We start from the raw sequence: 18,847 nt of genomic DNA, 5'->3' as shown, positions 1-18,847 counted from the left end.
TCGGGTCTGTGCATAAACTGGTAAACGAGCGAAAAAACTCCGGATTTCGCCTCCAGTGCTGTGGCTTGGTGATCCGTCACTCGATATGAATCGTTAAGAATCTCTAATAGGCTGCATGCGCTCGGAGCAAGATGCAAGAACTCGAAACACGGCAACAGGCGCAACCGGCAGCGATCTCATCCGATGAGGATGCGAGCGGCGGGGCTGTGCGCTATGCCCTGAGCGGTTCATGGCGCAACGCCAATATAGCCTCCGTTCTTTCCGACATCGAAAAGATCGAAAAATCCAGCCCCTCTGGCTCCATCACCGTTGATCTATCCGATGTCGATAACATCGATACGACGGGCGCCTGGATATTGCGCCGTATGCGCCACAGAATGGAGCAGGCCGGCACGCAGGTCTCTTTTGAGGGCAACGAGCGGGTAGAGGGCATTATCAGTGCCTTGCCTGACGAGGCACCGCTTGCACCAAAGGAATCAAATAAAAAGGGCTTGGTTGAGCGGATATTCGATCCGATTGGCAAGAATGTCATTCAGGCTGGCGCGGATTTTCTGGCTGGCATGTACATTCTCGGCTCCGCCGTGCGTGGCGCGCAGATGAAGCTTGGCCGTGGTCGAGGCGTTTCGCCGGCGGCCATCGTCAACCAGATCGATCACATGGGCGTGCGTGCGGTGCCCATCATCCTGCTCATGTCCTTCCTGATTGGCGCGATCATTGCCCAGCAGGGCGCGTTCCAGCTCCGTTATTTCGGCGCGGAAGTCTTCGTCGTGGATCTCGTGGGCATTCTTCAGCTGCGTGAAATCGGTGTTCTCCTGACGGCGATCATGATTGCTGGCCGGTCCGGCAGCGCGATCACCGCTGAAATAGGCTCCATGAAAATGCGTGAGGAAATCGACGCATTGAAGGTCATCGGGTTGAACCCGGTCGGTGTGCTCGTCTTCCCACGGCTGGTGGCGCTGACCATCGCTTTGCCGCTGCTGACCATCATCGCAAACTTCGCAGCCCTGTTCGGCGCGGCTGTTGTTTCGCTTCTGTATTCAGGGATCACCTTCGAAGTCTTCGTGTCCCGCCTTCACTCAGCAGTCGAGGCTTCGACCATCGCTTCGGGCATGATCAAGGCGCCGTTCATGGCGCTGATCATCGGCATCGTCGCGGCTGTCGAGGGCATGAAGGTTGGCGGAAGTGCAGAGTCCCTGGGGCAGCACGTTACGTCGTCAGTGGTTAAATCCATCTTTGTTGTCATTCTGGTCGATGGCGTATTTGCCATCTTCTATGCAGCCATCGATTTTTAAGGAGAGGCTGTGCAGGATTCGGAAGTAAAGAAAGACAGCAATCAGGAAGATCGGGAAGTGATCCTTTCGGTCGAGGGTGTGACCGTTGCCTTTGGCGACAAGGTCGTGCTCGATAATCTTGATCTGAATGTCTACCGCGGCGAAATTCTTGGCTTTATCGGGCCTTCCGGCGCCGGCAAATCCGTGTTGATGCGCGCCGTGCTGCGGTTGTTGCCGCGTCAGGATGGCACGATCAAGATTCTGGGTACCGATTACGACAAGGCGACGGAAGAGGAGCGCATGGCGCTCGACACCCGCCTCGGCGTATTGTTCCAGCAGGGCGCTCTGTTTTCCGGCTTGACGGTCAAGGAAAACATCCAGCTTCCGATGCGGGAGTACCTCGATCTGCCGCAGCAGTTGATGGACGAGCTTGCAGCTCTGAAAATCGAGATGGTTGGCCTGGCCGCCGATGCGGCGGATAAATATCCATCGGAACTGTCCGGCGGCATGATCAAGCGTGCCGCACTGGCGCGCGCACTGGCGCTCGATCCGGACCTCGTCTTTCTGGACGAGCCCACCTCCGGTCTGGACCCTATCGGCGCTGCAGAATTCGATATGTTGATCGCGCGCTTGCGTGACCAGCTTGGACTGACCGTCTATATGGTGACGCATGACCTGGACAGCCTGTTCTCGGTTTGCGACCGGATAGCCGTACTGGGCAACAAGAAAGTCGCCGTTGAAGGCACGCTCGAGGAAATGTTCGATAGCGACGATCCTTGGGTTCAATCATATTTCCGCGGAAAGCGGGCTCGCGCCGTCGTCCTGCCGGATGGCACGCAACAAATTCCGGGGAGTAACGGATAGCCATGGAAACCAAGGCAAATTACACCATCGTCGGGATTTTCACGCTGATCGTGATCGCAGCCGCCTTTGGCTTCGTTTACTGGATGGCGGAATTTGGACGAGGCGGCCCAACCGCACAGCTGACCATCCGCATCCCAGGCTCAGCCAACGGCCTGTCGGTTGGCTCACCCGTGCGGTTCAACGGCATTCCCGTTGGTACGGTGCGCGGCCTTTCCATCGACCGCGATGACCCCGCATATTCGATTGCCTTTACCGAAGTGCAGGCGGACGCCCCTGTGTTTCCTTCGACACGTGCCGTGCTTGAAATTCAGGGCTTGACGGGCGCTGCCTATATCGAGCTTTCCGGTGGACGCAACAACGAAGAGCGGATCCTGCAGAAGTCGTTCGATACGGGCGTTCCCGCAGAGCTGACAGCCGACCTTTCCAGCGTAACGAATCTTCTGGCCACGGCCGACAAAATCCTTCGGCGGGCGGATGGCGCCATCGGCGAATTGCAGGGCTTTGTGCAGGACGCGCGCGGTCCGCTCACTCAGACGGTTCGCAACGCGGAGAAATTTTCCAATGCGCTTGCTTCGAACTCTGATGGTATCGAGAACTTTCTTGAAAGCCTGAGCTCGCTCTCCACCACCGTTCAGTCCGTCTCTGTCCGCCTGGATAGCACGCTGACGGCCGTTGAGGATCTCGTCAAAGCTGTCGACTCCCAGAAGATCGACTCCATTCTGACCAATGTCGACAAGGTGACTGCCGATGTTGCCGCGTCTTCCGGCGGAATTCAGGATGTCATGGAAACGGTGCAGCGGACGTCACACAATTTCGAACAGGCAAGTGCCGAGGTTCAGGTTGTCGTCAAACGTGCGGATGAACTGCTGGCATCTGTGGATGCAGCCAAGGTCAGCAATGCGGTGGAAGATGTGTCTGCTGCTACCGCCGATGCGAGACAGGCCATCTCGATCTTCCGTCAAATTGCTGACGATGTCGGTACGCGTCGCCCGGATATCGATCAGGCAATTGCCGATTTCACCGATATGTCACGCAAGCTGAATTCCGCGTCGAGCCGTGTCGATGGAATTCTTGCGAAAGTTGACGGTCTGCTTGGAACCGATGATGCCAATTCGCTCTTTGCAAAGGCGCGGGAAACGCTGGCGTCCTTCAAGGCCGTTGCGGATAATCTCAACACACGTATCGGTCCGATTGCCGACAATCTGGCGCGGTTCTCCAGCTCAGGCCTCAAGGATTTCCAGGCGCTGATCGGCAGCACCCGTCAGACGGTGGACAATCTCAACAATACGATCACGAATTTCGATCGCGATCCGCAACGCCTGATCTTCGGCGGCGAGAACGTGAAACAGTATGATGGCCGGACAAGGCGTTGACGGGGGTTAGGAATTTGAGAGTTTTGTTGATGCGCAGGCCGGGTGTTCGCGCGGCCAAAACCGGTCTTCTTGTCGTGCTGCCGGTCATGGCTGGCTTGCTCACCGGCTGCGGTGGGAGTGCCAAGAATGATACGTTCGATCTTTCCGTGTCATCGCCGCAGGTCTCGCAGGCACCATCGCTGAAGGCGCGCCAGTTGCTGATTGCGGATCCAACCGCGTTGAAAGCGCTGGACAGCGAGAATATCGTCGTACGCCTGTCGGGCTCCGAGGTGCAATACCTCGCCAATTCACAGTGGAGCGACAAGCTGCCGCGTATGGTGCAGTCGAAGCTTGTGGAAGCTTTTGAAGATACAGGAAAACTCGGGGGCGTCGGACGTCCGGGGCAGGGCCTCGCAATCGACTATCAGGTCGTGACCGACATCCGCGCCTTCGAAGTCGATACGACAAAGAACATTGCGTATATCGAGATTTCGGTGAAACTGCTCAACGACAAGAACGGCACGGTCAGGGCGCAGGAAGTTTTCCGCTCAAGCGCGAGGGTTAGCGGCTCTGGCAATGCAAACCTCGTAAAGGCGTTGGACAACGCGTTTGCCTCATCGTCGCGAGAGATCGTCAATTGGACGCTCCGCTCGCTTTAAGCCTGTGAATTTCCGAATTTTAAACGCCGCGTATCGAAAGATGCGCGGCGTTTCTGTTTTCGTCACTTCGTCTGCATCTCTGTTTTCCACTCGGGTAGCGGAAACAGCCGATCGTAGCACCAGTTGAAGACGAAGGCGTAGACGACGTAGAAAAGGGCGAATGACACGTCCATGACCAGTGCATGCATGAGGGTGATGTTCAGGTACCAGGCGATGAATGGCATGAGCACGACCAGCAGGCCGAGTTCGAACAAGACTGCATGGGCAACGCGAATGACCGTCGTCTTCTGCGTCGTACCCCTGAACCGCTTCATGGCGTGGTCGAAAGCCAGATTATAGAGGTAGTTCCAGGCCGTTGCGATCGTGGCGCTGACAACGCCAACGACTCCAATATCCTCAGGGGGCACTCCAAAAACCCAGGCGCCCAAAGGTATGACAAGGATAAGGCCAATAATTTCGAAGCTGAGTGCGTGGCGGATACGATCTGCGATGGTTCGCATGGGATACTCCCGAAAGTTCCGGGCCGTCCCGTATGCTGTCACCAAAATGGCCGAGGTCGTCCTCGCAACCTCCATATAAATCCTGTGAGGTTTTTCTTCAAGGCATGGTCGAACAGCAAAAAAAGCCCTCCCGGCAGAACCGGAAGGGCTTTGACTTGTCCCGACAGCGACTTAGTTGAAGCGGCCGGCGGCGTGGGCAAGCATCGTATAGACCTTGCCGGTATCGGATGTCAGGTAAGACTGCGTAACCGTCCGATCACGATCGGTCCTTGCAACGTCTGCAAGCAGCTTTTCAAAATCGGAGATGTAGCGATCGACCGCAGTGCGGAATTCCGCTTCGCGCTCATACTTCCGCTTGATCTCGTCGAAGGTCTGTTGACCCTTCAGCGTGTAGAGGCGGCGGGTAAAGACGTCGCGTTCGCCTCTCTGGTAGCGACCCCAAAGCTCTACCGACGCATCATGGTCAATCGCACGTGCAATATCCACCGAAAGGGAGTTAAGCGATTCCACGACGTGGCGTGGATTGCGCGGATCCGCTGCACGGGTCTGAGGCTCGGCCGATTGTCTCGGAGCAGCAGCGCTTGCCTCCTGAGCGTCACGCGACGCTCCGCGCAAGAGATCGCTGATCCAGCCACCGCCATCTTCACGACGCTGTGCCGGAGCTGCCAGGCCTGCCTGTGGCGGCACGGCACGGGTTTCAGCTGGCTGCGTGGTGCGGAACTGCGGTGCAGATGGCTGTGGCTGCGCAACGGGTTGCTGTGCAGGGCGGGCCAGAGCAGGCGAAGGCGGAACCACAGTGGAGGCCGCTGGCTGAGGACGCGGCTGTTCTGCGCGTGGCTGCGGCTGCGGCTGGATTTGCGGTGCTGGCGCCTGCCTGGTTGCAGCGATGGCGCGTGCAGCAGGTTCGGAGATTTCCAGCTGCTGTGTCGAGCGTCCGACCAGCTGCGAAATATCCTGAAGCGCCTTGATCTGTTCGGAAACCGCACGACGCATGGCCGCAGCACTTTCCTTTGCCTCTTCCGGCAGATCGAAGGCACCGCGTTTCAGTTCAGCGCGCGTCTGGTCGAGCTCCTTGCGGATATCAACGCTGGAGCGACGGATTTCATCCGTTGCACCCGCAAAGCGCGCGACCGCTTCTTCCACGGCTTCACGCAGTGTATCGCGAAGAACGGCGGCTGCGGCGGCAGACTTGTCGGTGGCGTTGCCAAGCAGCTTGTCCACATCCGAAAGCGAAGAGGCGACACCGCCGCGCAGGCGGTTGACCAGTTCGTCGGAGTATTTCTGTGCGTCCGCCATCGTGCCTTCGATAGAACGGCTTGCATCCTCACCGGCAGAGAGCAGCGCACCGCGCATATTCTGTGCCGCGAGCTGCGCGCGATTTTCTGTCTCGTCCAGCGAGCGACCGATGTGGTCAAAGGAAGAACTCAGGTTATCGCGCAGATTACCCGCAACATTGGCCGCACGCTGTTCGGCCTGTGCAAGGGTCTGTTCAACAACGCCCATGACGCCCTTCATGGAGTTCTCGATTTCTTCGGAACGGGTCAGCAGGCCAACGGAAAGCGTGCGAAGTGCCTCCTGGCGTTCTTCCAGCGTTCCGACAAGGCTTGTCTGGGCTGCACTCAGCAGCTCGGAGGCCTGGGAAAGCACGGAGGAATGTTCCTCGAAGCGGCCCACAATGCCCGCAACCTGCGACAATGTCTGGCCAGAGATATTCGACAGGCGATCGATTTTGCCTTCCAGCAGGCGGCTCGAGCTCGAAACCATGTCAGCGGCGCGAGATGCGGAGTCCGAGAAGCTAGTCGCAGCAGTATTCAGCGAGTGGTCGGCTGCCTTGAACTCCTGCGAGGCGCGCGCGACCGCCACATTGAGGTTGTCTACCGCATCCGTGACGACATTGGCCATGCCGGAATGCGTTTCCGACAGCATCGTCGTGCTCTGACGGGTAGCCGATACCAGCTTGTCTGCTGCGTCTGCGCCAGCCTTGGCGTAATCGCCGATAGCCTGCTCGACCAGTTGCGCCATGCCGCTGTTGCTTTCCGCCAGCAGGCTTGCGCTCTGCTGTGCTGCGGTCACAATCTTTTCGGCAGCATTCTGGCCAATCGTCGCATATTCATTGACGATAGGCTTGGCTTTTTCTTCGATGAGGCGGGACAGCTCGGCAGACCGGCTTGCGAGCATGGAATTGAGTTCGCGTGTGCGGCTGTCCAGTGTCGAGCGGATCGATTCGCCACGGGCGTCCAGCGAGCTCTCTACGCCAGAAAGCGTTTCGGAAATTGCGCCAACCTGCGAACGGACGACAGCCTCGGCCTCTGCCACCTTGTTGACGATGGCATTGCCAGCTTCCGAGAATGTCTGGGCGACCGCCGCGGCCTGGCCCGAGAGGCGACCCTGAGCTTCGGATATACGACCTACGATATCTTCCGACCGCTGCTCGATGGCGCGGGCAAACTCGTCGTTGCGGGTCTTCATCTGCTCGGCGAAATCGGAACCCGTCTTGGCGAGGATTTCCGTCGACCGCAGGGCTTCACCATCCATGGTGTGAGTGGCGTTGACCACCGCATCCCGGAGGGTGACAGCGAGATTCGTTGCCTTGCCTTCGATGGTCCGGTTGACGTTCTCAAGGCCGATATTGAGCGCGCGATCCATGGTGCCGAGACGTTCGTCGATGCGGGCCGTGCCGCTGTCGAGAACACCTGCGATACGCTGCGTGGCATCGTCGCTGGTACGTACAAAATCGGCGGTCTTGCCATCGAGTGTTTCGGAAATCTTGCGGCTGGCATCTTCGATGGACGAATTGACCGTGCTCAGATCGGCCTGAAGGCGCGTCTGTAGACCGTCGATGTTGGTTTCCAGACGTGCGCCTGTTTCATCAAGGCGGGTGGAAACAGCGGTAACAGACTGCTCGACACGCTGCGAGAGTGCCTCCGCCGCGCCGCCGATCTGCTGTGCGGCGTCATCCATGCGGGCAGAAACGGCACTTGCGCTGTTGCGCAGGCGCTCTTCAAGTGTCGCACCGCTGGTGTCGATCGTGCGCTGAATGGCTTCCTGCTGTGTCTCCAGAGACATTTCCAGCATACTTGCGCTCGATGCGATCGTCGTGCCGATGGACATGGCCTGTTCGGAGAGCAGATCGTTGATGCGTTCCTGAGCGGAACCCAAGGTTTCCGCGAAGGCTCCGTGGTGCTGATCGAGCGTGGTGCGAAGCTGCTCATGCGAGGAGACCAGATTGTTCTCCAGGCGTGAAACGCCATTTTCCATGGTCTCCGAGAAGCGGCCTGCGCCGCCTTCGATGGCGGTTTCGATGCGTGTCGCAGCAGTGCCGACCGTTTGTTCGATAAGCCCGCTGTTGCGCTCAACCGTTCTCGTTATCGCATCTGCCTGAACGCCAAGCATCGTATCGAGGCGAAGATGGCCAACGGACAATGCTTCTTCAAGAGTTGAAGCGGTGGAGGCAAGACGCTGCTCTGCATCGGTTACAGACTGGGTCAGTGCATGGGCGCGGTTGTCCAGCGTCTCGGTAATCCGCTCTTCAGCGCCCGAAATTGCCATGTCGATTGCAAGCGCGCGGCTGTCCATGACATCAGCGATGCGGTCTTCAACACCGGATACAGCGTTCTGCAGGGCAGATGTACGGCTTTCCAGGGTCTCGGCGAGGCGACCTTCTACACTGTTTACGGTGTTGGTCAGCGCCTGCGCACGATTTTCCAGAGTTTCGGAAAGACGTTCCTCGGCACCGGCGAATGCCATGTCAATGGCAAGTGTGCGGCTATCAAGCGTGTCGGCGATACGTTCTTCAACACCAGAAACAGTGCTTCTCAGGGCCGCTGTGCGGCTATCCAGCGTTTCTGCGATACGTTCTTCCGCACCGGAGAAAGCCATGTCGATGGCCATGGTGCGGCTGTCGAGTGTATCTGCGAGGCGTTCCTCCACACCCGAAACAACGGAGTTGAGCGCTGCGGTTCTGCTGTCCAGGGTTTCGGCAATGCGGTCTTCGACGCCTGAAACAACATTGCTCAAGGCAGCCGTCCGTGTATCGAGCGTTCCCGCAATGCGTTCTTCCGCACCGGAGAATGCCATGTCGATGGCCATGGTGCGGCTGTCGAGTGTATCGGCGATACGTTCCTCAACGCCTGATACGACGCTGCTGAGAGCGGCTGTCCGGGAGTCGAGAGTTTCCGCAATGCGTTCTTCCGCGCCGGAGAATGCCATGTCGATCGCCATGGTGCGGCTGTCGAGCGTATCAGCGATGCGCTCTTCTACACCTGAGACCACGCTGTTGAGAGCGGCCGTCCGGCTATCCAGCGTTTCAGCAATCCGGTCTTCAACGCCGCTTACGACATTGGTGAGTGCGTTCGTGCCATTCTCGATCGTATCGGAAATGCGGCTTTCGACACCGGATACAATAGTGTTGAGAGCGGCTGTCCGAGAATCGAGAGTTTCCGCAATGCGCTCTTCCGCGCCGGAGAACGCCATGTCGAGTGCCATGGTACGGCTGTCAAGCGTGTCTGCTATGCGCTCTTCGACACCCGAAACGACGGTGTTCAGAGCCGATGTGCGGTTGTCCAACGTCTCGGAAAGACGTTCTTCAGCAGTCGAAAACGCCATGTCGATGGCCATCGTGCGGCTATCGAGCGTGTCCGCGATGCGTTCTTCCACGCCAGATACGACGCCACTGAGGGCCGCAGTTCTGCTGTCGAGCGTTTCCGCAATCCGGCTTTCCGCACCCGAGACAACATTGGCCAATGCGGCGGTTCTGCTTTCCAGCGTATCGGCGATACGGTCTTCAACGCCGGCAACGGCGTGGTGGATTGCTGCCGTGCGAACGTCGAGAGTGTCTGCAAGGCGCTCCTCGACGCCGGATACCGCGCCGGTGATGGCAGCAGCGCGGCTGTCCAGTGTCTCTGCCAGTCGCCGTTCGACATCTGCCACGATATTGTTGATGGCAGCAGCGCGCTCTTCGAGAAGTGCTGCAAGATGCTGGGCTGTGCCAGACACGGAGCCGGTAATGGCTTCGGCTCGGTCGGCCAGGGCCAGATCGAAACGATCCTGCGTAGCAGCGAGAGCGCCAAACAGGGCCGTGCTGCGCTCTGCCAGAACCGCGTCGATTTTCTGATGTGTATCGCTAAAGGCGCCTGTAATTTCCGCCGTACGAGCGCCGATGGCCTTGCTGAGTTCAAGGCTGTGGCTTTCCAGCGTGCTTTCCAGCATTTCCTGACCCGTTCCAAGGGCTGTTGCAAGCGCAAAGGACTGGTCGGTGAGGGTGGTGCTGAGGCGTTCGATGCCAGAATTGAGCATGCCATCGATGGAATCGGTACCGCCGGCAACCGTCTCATTGATCCGCGCGAGGCTTTCCATCAATTTGCTGTCGAGAGTGCCAGCGCGCTGGTCGAAGGCGGTCGCGAACTCTGCGACACGCTCATCGAAGGCCGAATTGACAAGGCCGACCGTTGTCTGAAGCTTTTCCTCGAAGAGACCCGAGCGCAGATCCATATCCATGATCGCATCGTCTGCAGAATTCTGCAGGCTCTGGCGGAAAGACAGGCCTTTTTCTTCAAGCGTTGTCGTCAGCTTATCGAGAACATTGTCAAGAGAGCCACCGATGACCTGCTGCCCACGCTCGATATTCTGGCCGATTTCCAGTGTACGCTTCGAAAGTATGTCGTTGAGAAGCCGTGTCCGCTCTTCGAGAGACCGGTTGAGGTTGTCCGTGCCGGTGCTGAGGTTCGATGCCTGCGTCGCAAACTGCTCCAGAAGCAGTTTACCGCGTTCATCGAGCGTGGTGCTGAGATCATGCAGGCGCAGGTCGAATTCGTTCGATAGAGTCGCGCCGGACGTATTGAGGGCCTTGAGAAGATTGTCGGTTTTCGCCGAGATCAGGGTGCCCATCGCTTCGGTGGAAATACGCGACTTCTCAAGCAGCGCCGCAGAGCGGGTGTCGATCATCGTCGCAAATGCCTCACCACTCGTGGCAAGACGCATGGAAAGCTCTTCACCGACGATGGAGAGCTCTTCCTTGATCTGATCCTGTGCGCCGACGATGGACGAGCGAATACGCTCGGCGTGATTGATGATTGCGTCGCGTTCTGCGCTCAATTCCTGCACGAGGCTGCGCACGCGAAGTTCGTTATCGGCGTAGCTACGCTCCAGCGCATTGACTTCGGAATGAACGAGCGTTTCGAGTTCCGTTGCGCGCGCAATCGTCCGCTCGATGCCATCGTTCATGGCCGAAACTTCGCGGCGAACGGCCTGACCCACAGACATGATCCGTTCGGATGCGATGGTTTCTGGTTCAGCAAGGCGAAGCGCGACTTCCGCCATGGAGCGGGCGGCGTTACGCAGATCGCGGGCGCGCGCCATCATGATCGCAAAGGCGAAGAACAGCATGATCGGCACGATGACGCCGACGATGATGGCCATGACGCCGGGGATGGCGAAGAGTGCCGCGAGGGAACTGACGTTCCAGATGAGGTCGCCATAGATGACATTGGCAAGGCCAACGCCGGCAATGGCCCATAGAACGGAAAAAATCCCTGCATTACGCAGCGCGCCGGCCATCGAGCCGGCGTCAAGGGATTTCAAAATCATGGCGGGGCTGCGCTTCGTCCCATCATTCGCAGCTTCCAGAGATGGCGATCTGGGCGCGGGTTCTGGTGCAGCGCGTGGCGGCGTTGCCGGTTCGGCTGGGCGGGATTTTCTCTGTTCCTGCACTCTGGGCTGTTCTGGCACGCGGGCCTCCGCAGGCTTTGGAGACGATTTCTTCTGAGGCTCAGGCTTGGTTTCGTATGCGCCGAGCTGCAGGGCATCTTCCAATGCCTGAAACGCAGTCTCATCAATCGAGTCGCTTATCTTGTTATTCGCCATACGCTTACGCCTCGTTACTCTACGCCCGGCCTCATGCCATCCATCCATTCGCGCCGCTTGTGCGCGGATGGACGCCATATTGCCTCAAGACACGGTACCAGCCGGTATATAGTGTCTTGTCTTACCATTTCCTGAGAGCTCGTTGTCGGGCTTTCAGGCGATATTCATGTCCTCGCCGAATTTGCACAACCAGTGTGGAGGTCGTGCAATACGGAAGTATCGTAGTGACACATTTGCGCCTTTGAAACAATTAATGCCGCGAGACTGCGATGGATCACGAATGGCTTGTTAACAGTTTTTAAACCGAGGTCGCGCGCGGAAAGCCTTGTTTCTCCTAAGTTTAGCATAAATTAACCATAGCGAAAGATTTGCCGGCGTCTGGTGCCCCAATTTAAGCTCATCGAAATCCTAGTCTGCGTAATAGCAGGACAGATGTGCCTCAAAACAAGAAACTGGCCCAAACGAGGAATATGCAAAATGGCAGCGTTGAGTATCGCATTCGAAGCTCCGGACAATTATGGCAGCGCGGCACCCGCCAGCAGCAAGCCAATCGACTTCACGCACCTGGCCCGTCAGACAATGGGTGACAAGGAGCTGGAGATCGAAATACTCAAGCTCTTTACCCGTAATGCCCGCACTTTGCTCCATGACCTCGCTGCGGCAGATGACGCCGGAATGAAGGGCATCGCGCATCGTCTCAAGGGTTCTGCGGACGCAGTTGGAGCATTCAATGTCTCTGCGGCCGCCGAAGCGGTGGAGAACGGCAGTCGCGACAGCGCCGCTCTGGCCAAGGTAGCAACCACCGTCATTGAGGCTGAAAACTTCATCTTGAAGCTCTGCCGCTAATAGAGCCGACCAAATTTTTTAAGGCCGGTTTCGCCTGGCATCCGCATTGACGGGTTGCCAAGCGGACCCGGCCTTTCTATTTGTTTAGAAACATTCTCAAACACTTCTCTGGAATCCCGACATGACCAAACTGACCATCGTCGCCTTCGACGGTACGCCGCATGAACTGGACGTGAGCAACGGCTCTACCGTCATGGAAAATGCCATGCGCAATTCCGTTCCCGGCATTGATGCTGAATGTGGGGGCGCCTGCGCCTGCGCGACCTGTCACGTCTATGTCGATCAGGCATGGAGTGAGCGGGTTGGCCCGCCAGAGCCGATGGAAGAGGATATGCTGGACTTTGCCTTCGACGTCCGTCCTACCTCACGGCTTTCCTGTCAGATCAAAATGACCGACGCTCTGGATGGTCTGGTCGTGCACGTGCCCGAACGGCAGGGTTGATACGCCCTTCAGCCATTTCACTCCGGTTTCCACACACAAAAAGCCTCGCTTTCCGTTTCGCGGGACAAGCGAGGCGAGGTGGGCACATCACCTTCGGGCGAAGGAGGAGACACCCGAGGTGTCATACGTGCCGGGAGACAACGATGATGGTGGAAACAACGCAATTGAATAAAAACCCTCAGGTCAATCGATAGGCGAGTCGGCGTTTCACCGCCACGGCAAGAATTCATTGATCAATATCGACATGTGCGTGGGGTTTGGTCTTTCATGCTGCATGAGAGAAAAAGCGAATAGCTGACTGTTCTGCAATCGAATTCTCTCATCCAAGCAAAGTCTACCGTTGTTGCATCAGCCGGTTTTTGAGCAGGCGCGTCATGCGCGCGTCGAAATTCTTCGACTCCACAACATCGAAGCGAAGCTGATCCTTGTCATGGGCATTCATGACCTCTTGCGTCGTCTTGCCCACCAGCGACTGTATCTCGTCGCAGCTTTTTTGCGGACGCAGCGAAGACAGGCGCTTTTCCAGAATGCGCGCGTAGTTGCGCGCAATTTCGGCGTGGCGTTCTTCATGCCTCTTGATGTCCGCAGCCAGCGTGTCCCATATCAGCGCAAGTTCTGCGGAGGTCCGCTTCCGGTTCGTCCAGCGAGGCAGGAGAATCTTGGTGTGAAGTTTTACCCGCACGCTTCCTACGCCGCATCGGCCATTCTGCTCGACATAGGTCAACTCCCCGCCAAACTTGATTTCCGTGGCGCCCGGATGGCGCGCGCCGGTGGATTTTGTCATCGGGCCACGGCGGGAAAGCTCCTGGTCCAGATCCTCAGCCGTCTTCCCGCCAATGGTGAAATAGGAGAAGGATTTGCTGATGAGCGCCTCCGCCATAGCCGCCTGTGAACCACAGAATAGAAACGCACCGGCAACGACTGTGCTAAGCACTAGCGACTTATGCTTCATCGGCGGGGTCTTCCGGTTGAACTTGCCCTGCAATTGCTGCATAGGCGCAGTGAACAGATTACGAATGGCGGGGACTCCGTTATTCCGGAAAGGCGTGATGTTACGTGATAACAGCCAGTGACAATGTGTGGCAAGTCGCGCATGGGCGCTCCCTGAAACTTGATGGGGATGGCCTTATTATGGCTATCGTCAATGCAACGCCGGATTCATTTTCGGATGGTGGACTGTATCTGGCGGCTGAAGAGGCGGTCTCGCACGCGCTCTCCTGCGTCGAGGAAGGTGCCCACATCATCGATATCGGCGGCGAATCAACGAGACCTGGCGCGCTGGCCGTGAGTGACGCGCAGGAGCAGGACCGCGTCCTGCCTGTCATTGAAAAACTGAGGAAAGAGAGCGATGCGGTGATCTCGGTAGACACTTATCGCGCATCAACGGCGGAGCTTGCGCTCAAGGCCGGGGCTCATATCGTCAACGATGTTTTCGGTCTCCAGAAGGATGATGACATGGCCGCCGTGGTTGCGGCTGCCCGCGCCGGCGTCTGCATCATGCATACGGGCCGCGAGCGGCAGAAGCTCGATGATGTCATCGAAGATCAATACGCTTTCCTTAATTCTTCCCTCGATATCGCCCAGAAGGCCGGTATCGAAAGAGGCGCGATAGTCCTGGACCCTGGTTTCGGTTTTGCGAAGGACGAGGCTGAAAATATTGCTCTGATGTCGCGGTTCGATGAGCTTTCCGGCTTCGGATTGCCTATTCTTGCGGGAACGTCCCGGAAGCGATTTATCGGCGCCCTGACGCGCAGGGAAACGGCGGAGGAGCGAGACGTGGGCACAGCTGCAACGACCGCGATTCTCAGGATGGCAGGAGCGGTTGTTTTTCGAGTACATAATGTCGCCATGACGCGCGATGCTCTGGCAATTGCAGATGCCGTTCTCAGGCAGAAACGAAACATAAAAGGGGAGGGCCAACAGTGAGCCTCTACACGATACTGCTGAAGAACTGTTCGTTTTTTGCCAGGCACGGACTTCTCGCGCAGGAGGAGACGCTGGGTCAGCGTTTCTTCGTGGATGCGGAGATGGAGGTTGAGGCCGGAAACGCGCTGGAGACGGACGATATTTCCAACACGGTGGACTACGGCGTTGCCTTCGATGTCATCGAGAAAATCGTGGCCGGTCAGCGCCGGTATCTGATCGAGGCTTTGGCAAACGATATCGCCACCGCATTGCGGCATCGCTACCCGCAGATCGTCCGCGTCAAGATCACCGTCCGAAAGCCATCGGCACCTGTTCCCGGAATTCTCGACTATGCCCAGGTCAGCGTCGAGCAGCGTGGCTGAGAGCATGACGATCGCGACGCTCGGTCTCGGCGGAAATATTGGCAATCCACCCGCTGCAATGGCGCAGGCTCTTTCAACATTGGCCTTGCACGATGATTGCAACCTCTTGGCCGTCTCGCATCTCTACAGCACGCCGCCCTGGGGAAAGACAGATCAGGCGGATTTCTTCAATTGCTGCGCCATGATCGAGACGACGCTGGCCGCCGTAGCCCTGCTCGATCTCTGCCTCGATATCGAACGTGACATGAAGCGTGTGCGTCTTGAGCGCTGGGGACCAAGGACAATCGATATCGATGTATTGACCTTCGGCGATGAGTCGATTGTCACGGAACGTGTCGAGATCCCGCATCCAAGAATGACAGAGCGTGGTTTCGTGCTTTTGCCGCTGGCAGATATCGCGCCCGACATCAGGGTGAAGGGCAGGGATATAGTGTCCTGGCTCAGTGATGCAGACACGACCGGCATCAAACGCGCAAACGAAAAACGGGAGTGGTGGACACTCCCGTTTCCAGAGGTTTGATTAGCGCGCTTTTGGTCTATTCCTTGATAGACCCGACGGCGATCTGATCGACGTTGCGCGCGAGCGTGAGACCGATAACCGGCACCATCTGATCTGCCACTTTGACGGAGATCGTAATATTCATGGACGTGTTGTTGGTCACGCGCGCAACCATGGCGCCGTTCAGTTTTGCGCGGTTGATGCCGACAACGACCTTGTCGCCGCTGACCTGTCCGGAAACGATGTCCAGGCCCTTGCCTTCCGCGCCATCAAGAAATTTGCCTTCATAGCTGTTGCCATTCTTGGAGATGACAGCAGACATCGGCTGCTTGAAGACGCCCACGCGGCACGTGCCACCCAGCTTGATGCCGGTGTCTTTGTCAGACAGCGGCTCGCCCGTCAGGTCGCAGGTGAATTTCGTGCCTTTGTATTTGCCGGCAACAATCTCGCCTGGGCCCGACCATACGCCCGCAACAGAACCAAAGAACTGGTCATCGCGCGAAGCAGCCTGAACATCTGAAACTGCCAGTCCACTGCTAAAGGACATGGCGGCGGCAAGTCCGCCAAGTAGCGAAAAGAAGCGCGAATACATGATACTTTCCCTGGCGAATTGGCCGTTTTGTGTTGGGTCAATTTATGCCGGGAATGGTTAATGCTTGGTTTATTTGCTTGATGAAGACGTGTCCCGTCGTAACCTTTCGGGCGCTGTAACCCTTTCAGCTCAGGGCTTCTGGATATTTTTGCCTGACATCAGATCCGGTGTCAGATCGGACACAAAATCGCCTATGCCGGGGCGACGCAGCGCTTTGAATGGCAGGGGTCTACAGAGATCCATGGCTGCGATTCCGATTCGTGCGGTCATCAGTCCGTTTATGACGCCTTCACCCAACCGCGCCGAAAGCCTCGATGCAAGGCCATGACCAAGCACCTGCTGCGCAAGACCATCGCCGACGGCGATCGATCCGGTTACCGCCAGATGCGCGATCACGTCGCGCAGCAGCCGCAACATGCCAAGCGTTCCCGGACGACCGCCATAGAGCTCCGCCATCATTCGAACGAGCCGGGTCACTTCAAACAGGACATAGGCGAGATCAACAACGGCCCGGGGGCTGACGGCGGTGACGACCGAAACACGCTTGGACGAATTGAGGATCAGCGCGCGTGCTTCGCGATCAAGCGGTGTCAAAAGCTCGCGTTCAGCAAGCTCAATCAAATGAGGCCCGTCGATGACGTCGTTTTCCGTTTCTTTAAGCGCGGCGCGGCCCTTTGCGGTCTCTGCCCTATGAGACAGGACGGCATTCAAGCGGGTGATGATCGCGCGAGCGGCGCCAGGTTTCTTCTCCAGTGCCGCCACCGCTGCGTCCTCTTTCAACGACTGGACAGCGTTTAACCTCATGATGCCGATGGTCTCGCGGGCAACCAGCGCCAGTACGGCAAAGACAGCAATGCCCAAAGCGGCGCTTGCCGTATAGCCCAACCAGTCCGATCGCGAAAAGAGATCGCGGATGAGTTGATCTGCCCAGAGGCCGAAAGCCAGTGAAAGGAGAACGCCTATCGCGCCCATCGCCAGCTTCGCGAAGGAAAAACGGCGCCTGCGTGGCGCCGCGACTGGCAGCGCGGCGGCGTCTACTTCTTCGGGGGCAAGAAACGGGTCTTCCGCTTCCGGTGTCAGGGAGAAGTCGGTATCGAAACTGCGCGGCGCACGTCTCGCTTCAATTGTGCGAGGTTGAGACACGTCGCCTTCGAGGGGAAATGCCGCTGGTCGGCGGCTGGAGTTCTTGTCGTCATCATTCATGCGAGCTTGTCTCCAAACAGAAACTGCATGGCCCGGTCCAGCCGAATGTGCGGCACGGACAGTTTCATGCCGCTGCTGGTTTCTTCCAGCTTTGGTGGGCGAAATCTGACAACATTGACGTCCGGCAGATCAGTTCCGGCACCACCGACATCCATAGCCCGAAACAGAGGTTCCGGGTCTTCGGGCAAATCGCCGGGGAAGATGGCCGTGGTGCGATTGCCGTCGAAGATTTCGCCGTTAATTTTTTCACCCGCAATCGGCGTTCCCACGATGACGGCAAGCGACTGGCCATCCTGGCGAACGCTCGCCTCTTTGGTCGCTCTTACGGAGGCGAGCGCCATCACATCGATGCCCGCACCGCTCATGCCAATTGTGGTGACGGCGCGATCAACGAGGCGACGGGTGAGGCTCTCCAGCCTGTCGTGGCTTTCATGGTGAAGGTGATCGGCCTTGGTGGCTGCCACCAGAACCTTGTCGATGCGTCGGCCGACGAGCGACGAGAGCAGGCTGTTCTTTCCGGGCCGGAAACATGCAAGCACGTCGCCCAGTGCACGCTCCAGATCCTGCACGGCCTCTGGCCCGCGGTTGACCGCCTGGAGCGCGTCGATCAGCACGATCTGCCTGTCGAGACGCGCGAAGTGTTCCCGAAAGAACGGCTTCACGACAATCGTCTTGTAAGCCTCATATCGCCGTTCCATCATGGCGCGAAGGGAGCCCTTGGGTGCCTTTCCTTCGGTGAGACCGGGAAGCGGTGAGAAGGTGAGGGCAGGCGAGCCTTCCAGATCCCCCGGCATCAAGAACCGGCCTGGCGGCAGTGTGGAGAGCGACCGCTCGTCCGATTTGCAGGCGCGCAAATATGTTGCAAAGCTCTCCGCCAGCCGTCTCGCCGTCATCTCGTCTGCGGGAGCGTCAATATCGAGTGAATAAGCGATCTCCAGCCATTCACGCGCCAATTCCGCGCGCACACCGCTTCCAGCCAATGACAGGGTACTATCGCTGAATGTATTGTAGTCCTGCGACAGAAGCGGAAGGTCGAGAAGCCATTCGCCGGGATAGTCGACAATGTCGATGGCAAGGCGCCCGCGTGAGAACCAGCGGCCCCATCCGCTTGCGCTTTGATAATCGAGCGTGATGCGCAATTCAGAGATAGCGCGTGTCGATTCCGGCCAGATCCGATCCCGAACCAGAGCCTGAATATGGTCCTCATACTGGAAGCGGGGGATTGCGTCGTCAGGCTGCGGTTCCAGCCTCACGTTCGATACCCGACCGGAGCGCATGGCTTCAAAAACGGGAAGACGACCTCCGTTCAGAAGATTGTGGACCAGAGACGATATGAACACGGTCTTTCCAGCCCTGGAAAGGCCCGTCACGCCAAGTCGCAGCGTAGGGTTCGTCAGTGCGCTCGCACGGTCCGCGAGGTTATCCATCGCAATTAGTGCGCTATCGGTGACGGACGTAAAAGATGGCGGC

Annotated in this window: 15 protein-coding genes; 9 read left to right on the top strand and 6 right to left on the bottom strand. The window is 57.9% G+C overall.

Going from position 1 to position 18,847, the window contains the following annotated elements:
* The first annotated feature begins 131 nt into the window (after positions 1-131).
* Genes ASF69_RS19030 through ASF69_RS19015 form a run of 4 tightly spaced genes read left to right on the top strand, consistent with a single transcriptional unit; the run spans position 132 to position 4,146 of the window.
* Positions 132-1,292 (top strand): ABC transporter permease, encoded by a 1,161-nt coding sequence (locus ASF69_RS19030; protein WP_062589786.1) that lies wholly within the window; start codon positions 132-134, stop codon positions 1,290-1,292.
* Between the two features lie 9 nt (positions 1,293-1,301).
* Positions 1,302-2,135: an ABC transporter ATP-binding protein gene (locus ASF69_RS19025; RefSeq protein WP_062589785.1), complete on the top strand. Its 834-nt coding sequence runs from the start codon at positions 1,302-1,304 to the stop codon at positions 2,133-2,135.
* A gap of 2 nt (positions 2,136-2,137) precedes the next feature.
* On the top strand, positions 2,138-3,508 hold the full coding sequence (locus ASF69_RS19020) for an MlaD family protein (protein ID WP_062589784.1): 1,371 nt from the start codon (positions 2,138-2,140) through the stop codon (positions 3,506-3,508).
* Positions 3,509-3,537: 29 nt separating this feature from the next.
* Positions 3,538-4,146 carry an ABC-type transport auxiliary lipoprotein family protein gene (locus ASF69_RS19015; protein ID WP_062589783.1) on the top strand — a complete coding sequence of 203 codons (609 nt, stop codon included), beginning with the start codon at positions 3,538-3,540 and terminating at the stop codon, positions 4,144-4,146.
* Positions 4,147-4,208: 62 nt separating this feature from the next.
* Here the strand turns inward: ASF69_RS19015 and ASF69_RS19010 are convergent, their stop codons facing one another.
* Together ASF69_RS19010 and ASF69_RS19005 are read right to left on the bottom strand one after the other, a co-directional pair.
* Positions 4,209-4,646 (bottom strand): PACE efflux transporter, encoded by a 438-nt coding sequence (locus tag ASF69_RS19010; RefSeq protein WP_062589916.1) that lies wholly within the window; start codon positions 4,644-4,646, stop codon positions 4,209-4,211.
* Between the two features lie 171 nt (positions 4,647-4,817).
* Positions 4,818-11,507, bottom strand: a complete 6,690-nt coding sequence (locus ASF69_RS19005; RefSeq protein ID WP_062589782.1) for a hypothetical protein — start codon at positions 11,505-11,507, stop codon at positions 4,818-4,820.
* A 477-nt stretch (positions 11,508-11,984) separates the two neighbouring features.
* On the opposite strand from ASF69_RS19005, the gene ASF69_RS19000 reads away from it, so the two are divergent.
* Both ASF69_RS19000 and ASF69_RS18995 read left to right on the top strand, forming a co-directional pair.
* Entirely contained in the window at positions 11,985-12,353 is a 369-nt protein-coding gene (locus tag ASF69_RS19000; protein ID WP_062589781.1) for an Hpt domain-containing protein, read from the top strand.
* Between the two features lie 121 nt (positions 12,354-12,474).
* A complete protein-coding gene (locus ASF69_RS18995; protein WP_062589779.1) occupies positions 12,475-12,795 on the top strand; it encodes a 2Fe-2S iron-sulfur cluster-binding protein in 321 nt (106 codons plus the stop codon).
* A 334-nt stretch (positions 12,796-13,129) separates the two neighbouring features.
* Here the strand turns inward: ASF69_RS18995 and ASF69_RS18990 are convergent, their stop codons facing one another.
* Positions 13,130-13,675, bottom strand: a complete 546-nt coding sequence (locus ASF69_RS18990) for a DUF922 domain-containing protein (RefSeq protein WP_244475527.1) — start codon at positions 13,673-13,675, stop codon at positions 13,130-13,132.
* A gap of 251 nt (positions 13,676-13,926) precedes the next feature.
* Between ASF69_RS18990 and folP the strand changes: the two genes are divergently transcribed.
* From folP to folK, 3 genes are read left to right on the top strand one after another with little or no spacing between them, the layout of a single operon-like run.
* On the top strand, positions 13,927-14,721 hold the full coding sequence (gene folP / locus ASF69_RS18985) for a dihydropteroate synthase (protein WP_082469787.1): 795 nt from the start codon (positions 13,927-13,929) through the stop codon (positions 14,719-14,721).
* Positions 14,718-15,083, top strand: a complete 366-nt coding sequence (gene folB / locus ASF69_RS18980) for a dihydroneopterin aldolase (RefSeq protein ID WP_062589776.1) — start codon at positions 14,718-14,720, stop codon at positions 15,081-15,083. The genes folP and folB overlap by 4 nt, the downstream gene beginning before the upstream one ends.
* A 4-nt stretch (positions 15,084-15,087) precedes the next feature.
* Entirely contained in the window at positions 15,088-15,603 is a 516-nt protein-coding gene (gene folK / locus ASF69_RS18975) for a 2-amino-4-hydroxy-6-hydroxymethyldihydropteridine diphosphokinase (protein WP_062589775.1), read from the top strand.
* Between the two features lie 16 nt (positions 15,604-15,619).
* Here the strand turns inward: folK and ASF69_RS18970 are convergent, their stop codons facing one another.
* The 3 genes from ASF69_RS18970 to ASF69_RS18960 all read right to left on the bottom strand — a co-directional run bounded on the left by ASF69_RS18970 (position 15,620) and on the right by ASF69_RS18960 (position 18,804).
* The gene (locus ASF69_RS18970) at positions 15,620-16,174 is read right to left on the bottom strand and encodes a hypothetical protein (RefSeq protein WP_062589774.1); all 555 of its coding nucleotides are present in this window, start codon (positions 16,172-16,174) and stop codon (positions 15,620-15,622) included.
* Between the two features lie 129 nt (positions 16,175-16,303).
* Positions 16,304-17,377: a YcjF family protein gene (locus ASF69_RS18965; RefSeq protein WP_062589773.1), complete on the bottom strand. Its 1,074-nt coding sequence runs from the start codon at positions 17,375-17,377 to the stop codon at positions 16,304-16,306.
* The gene (locus ASF69_RS18960) at positions 17,374-18,804 is read right to left on the bottom strand and encodes a YcjX family protein (RefSeq protein WP_162238097.1); all 1,431 of its coding nucleotides are present in this window, start codon (positions 18,802-18,804) and stop codon (positions 17,374-17,376) included. Before ASF69_RS18960 ends, ASF69_RS18965 begins: the two co-directional genes overlap by 4 nt.
* Between the last annotated feature and the right edge of the window lie 43 nt (positions 18,805-18,847).

It is taken from the genome of Rhizobium sp. Leaf311 (assembly GCF_001423445.1).
Taxonomy (GTDB): domain Bacteria; phylum Pseudomonadota; class Alphaproteobacteria; order Rhizobiales; family Rhizobiaceae; genus Agrobacterium.
Note: the sequence above shows the minus strand (reverse complement) of the source record. Positions and strands in the feature narration are given on the sequence as shown.

Coding starts and splice junctions, on each gene's coding strand:
- ASF69_RS19030 (WP_062589786.1), top strand. CDS start 132: ATGCAAGAACTCGAAACACGGCAACAGGCGCAACCGGCAGCGATCTCA.
- ASF69_RS19020 (WP_062589784.1), top strand. CDS start 2,138: ATGGAAACCAAGGCAAATTACACCATCGTCGGGATTTTCACGCTGATC.
- ASF69_RS19015 (WP_062589783.1), top strand. CDS start 3,538: ATGCGCAGGCCGGGTGTTCGCGCGGCCAAAACCGGTCTTCTTGTCGTG.
- ASF69_RS19010 (WP_062589916.1), bottom strand. CDS start 4,646: ATGCGAACCATCGCAGATCGTATCCGCCACGCACTCAGCTTCGAAATT.
- ASF69_RS19005 (WP_062589782.1), bottom strand. CDS start 11,507: ATGGCGAATAACAAGATAAGCGACTCGATTGATGAGACTGCGTTTCAG.
- ASF69_RS19000 (WP_062589781.1), top strand. CDS start 11,985: ATGGCAGCGTTGAGTATCGCATTCGAAGCTCCGGACAATTATGGCAGC.
- ASF69_RS18995 (WP_062589779.1), top strand. CDS start 12,475: ATGACCAAACTGACCATCGTCGCCTTCGACGGTACGCCGCATGAACTG.
- ASF69_RS18990 (WP_244475527.1), bottom strand. CDS start 13,675: ATGGCGGAGGCGCTCATCAGCAAATCCTTCTCCTATTTCACCATTGGC.
- folP (WP_082469787.1), top strand. CDS start 13,927: ATGGCTATCGTCAATGCAACGCCGGATTCATTTTCGGATGGTGGACTG.
- folK (WP_062589775.1), top strand. CDS start 15,088: ATGACGATCGCGACGCTCGGTCTCGGCGGAAATATTGGCAATCCACCC.
- ASF69_RS18970 (WP_062589774.1), bottom strand. CDS start 16,174: ATGTATTCGCGCTTCTTTTCGCTACTTGGCGGACTTGCCGCCGCCATG.
- ASF69_RS18965 (WP_062589773.1), bottom strand. CDS start 17,377: ATGAATGATGACGACAAGAACTCCAGCCGCCGACCAGCGGCATTTCCC.
- ASF69_RS18960 (WP_162238097.1), bottom strand. CDS start 18,804: ATGGATAACCTCGCGGACCGTGCGAGCGCACTGACGAACCCTACGCTG.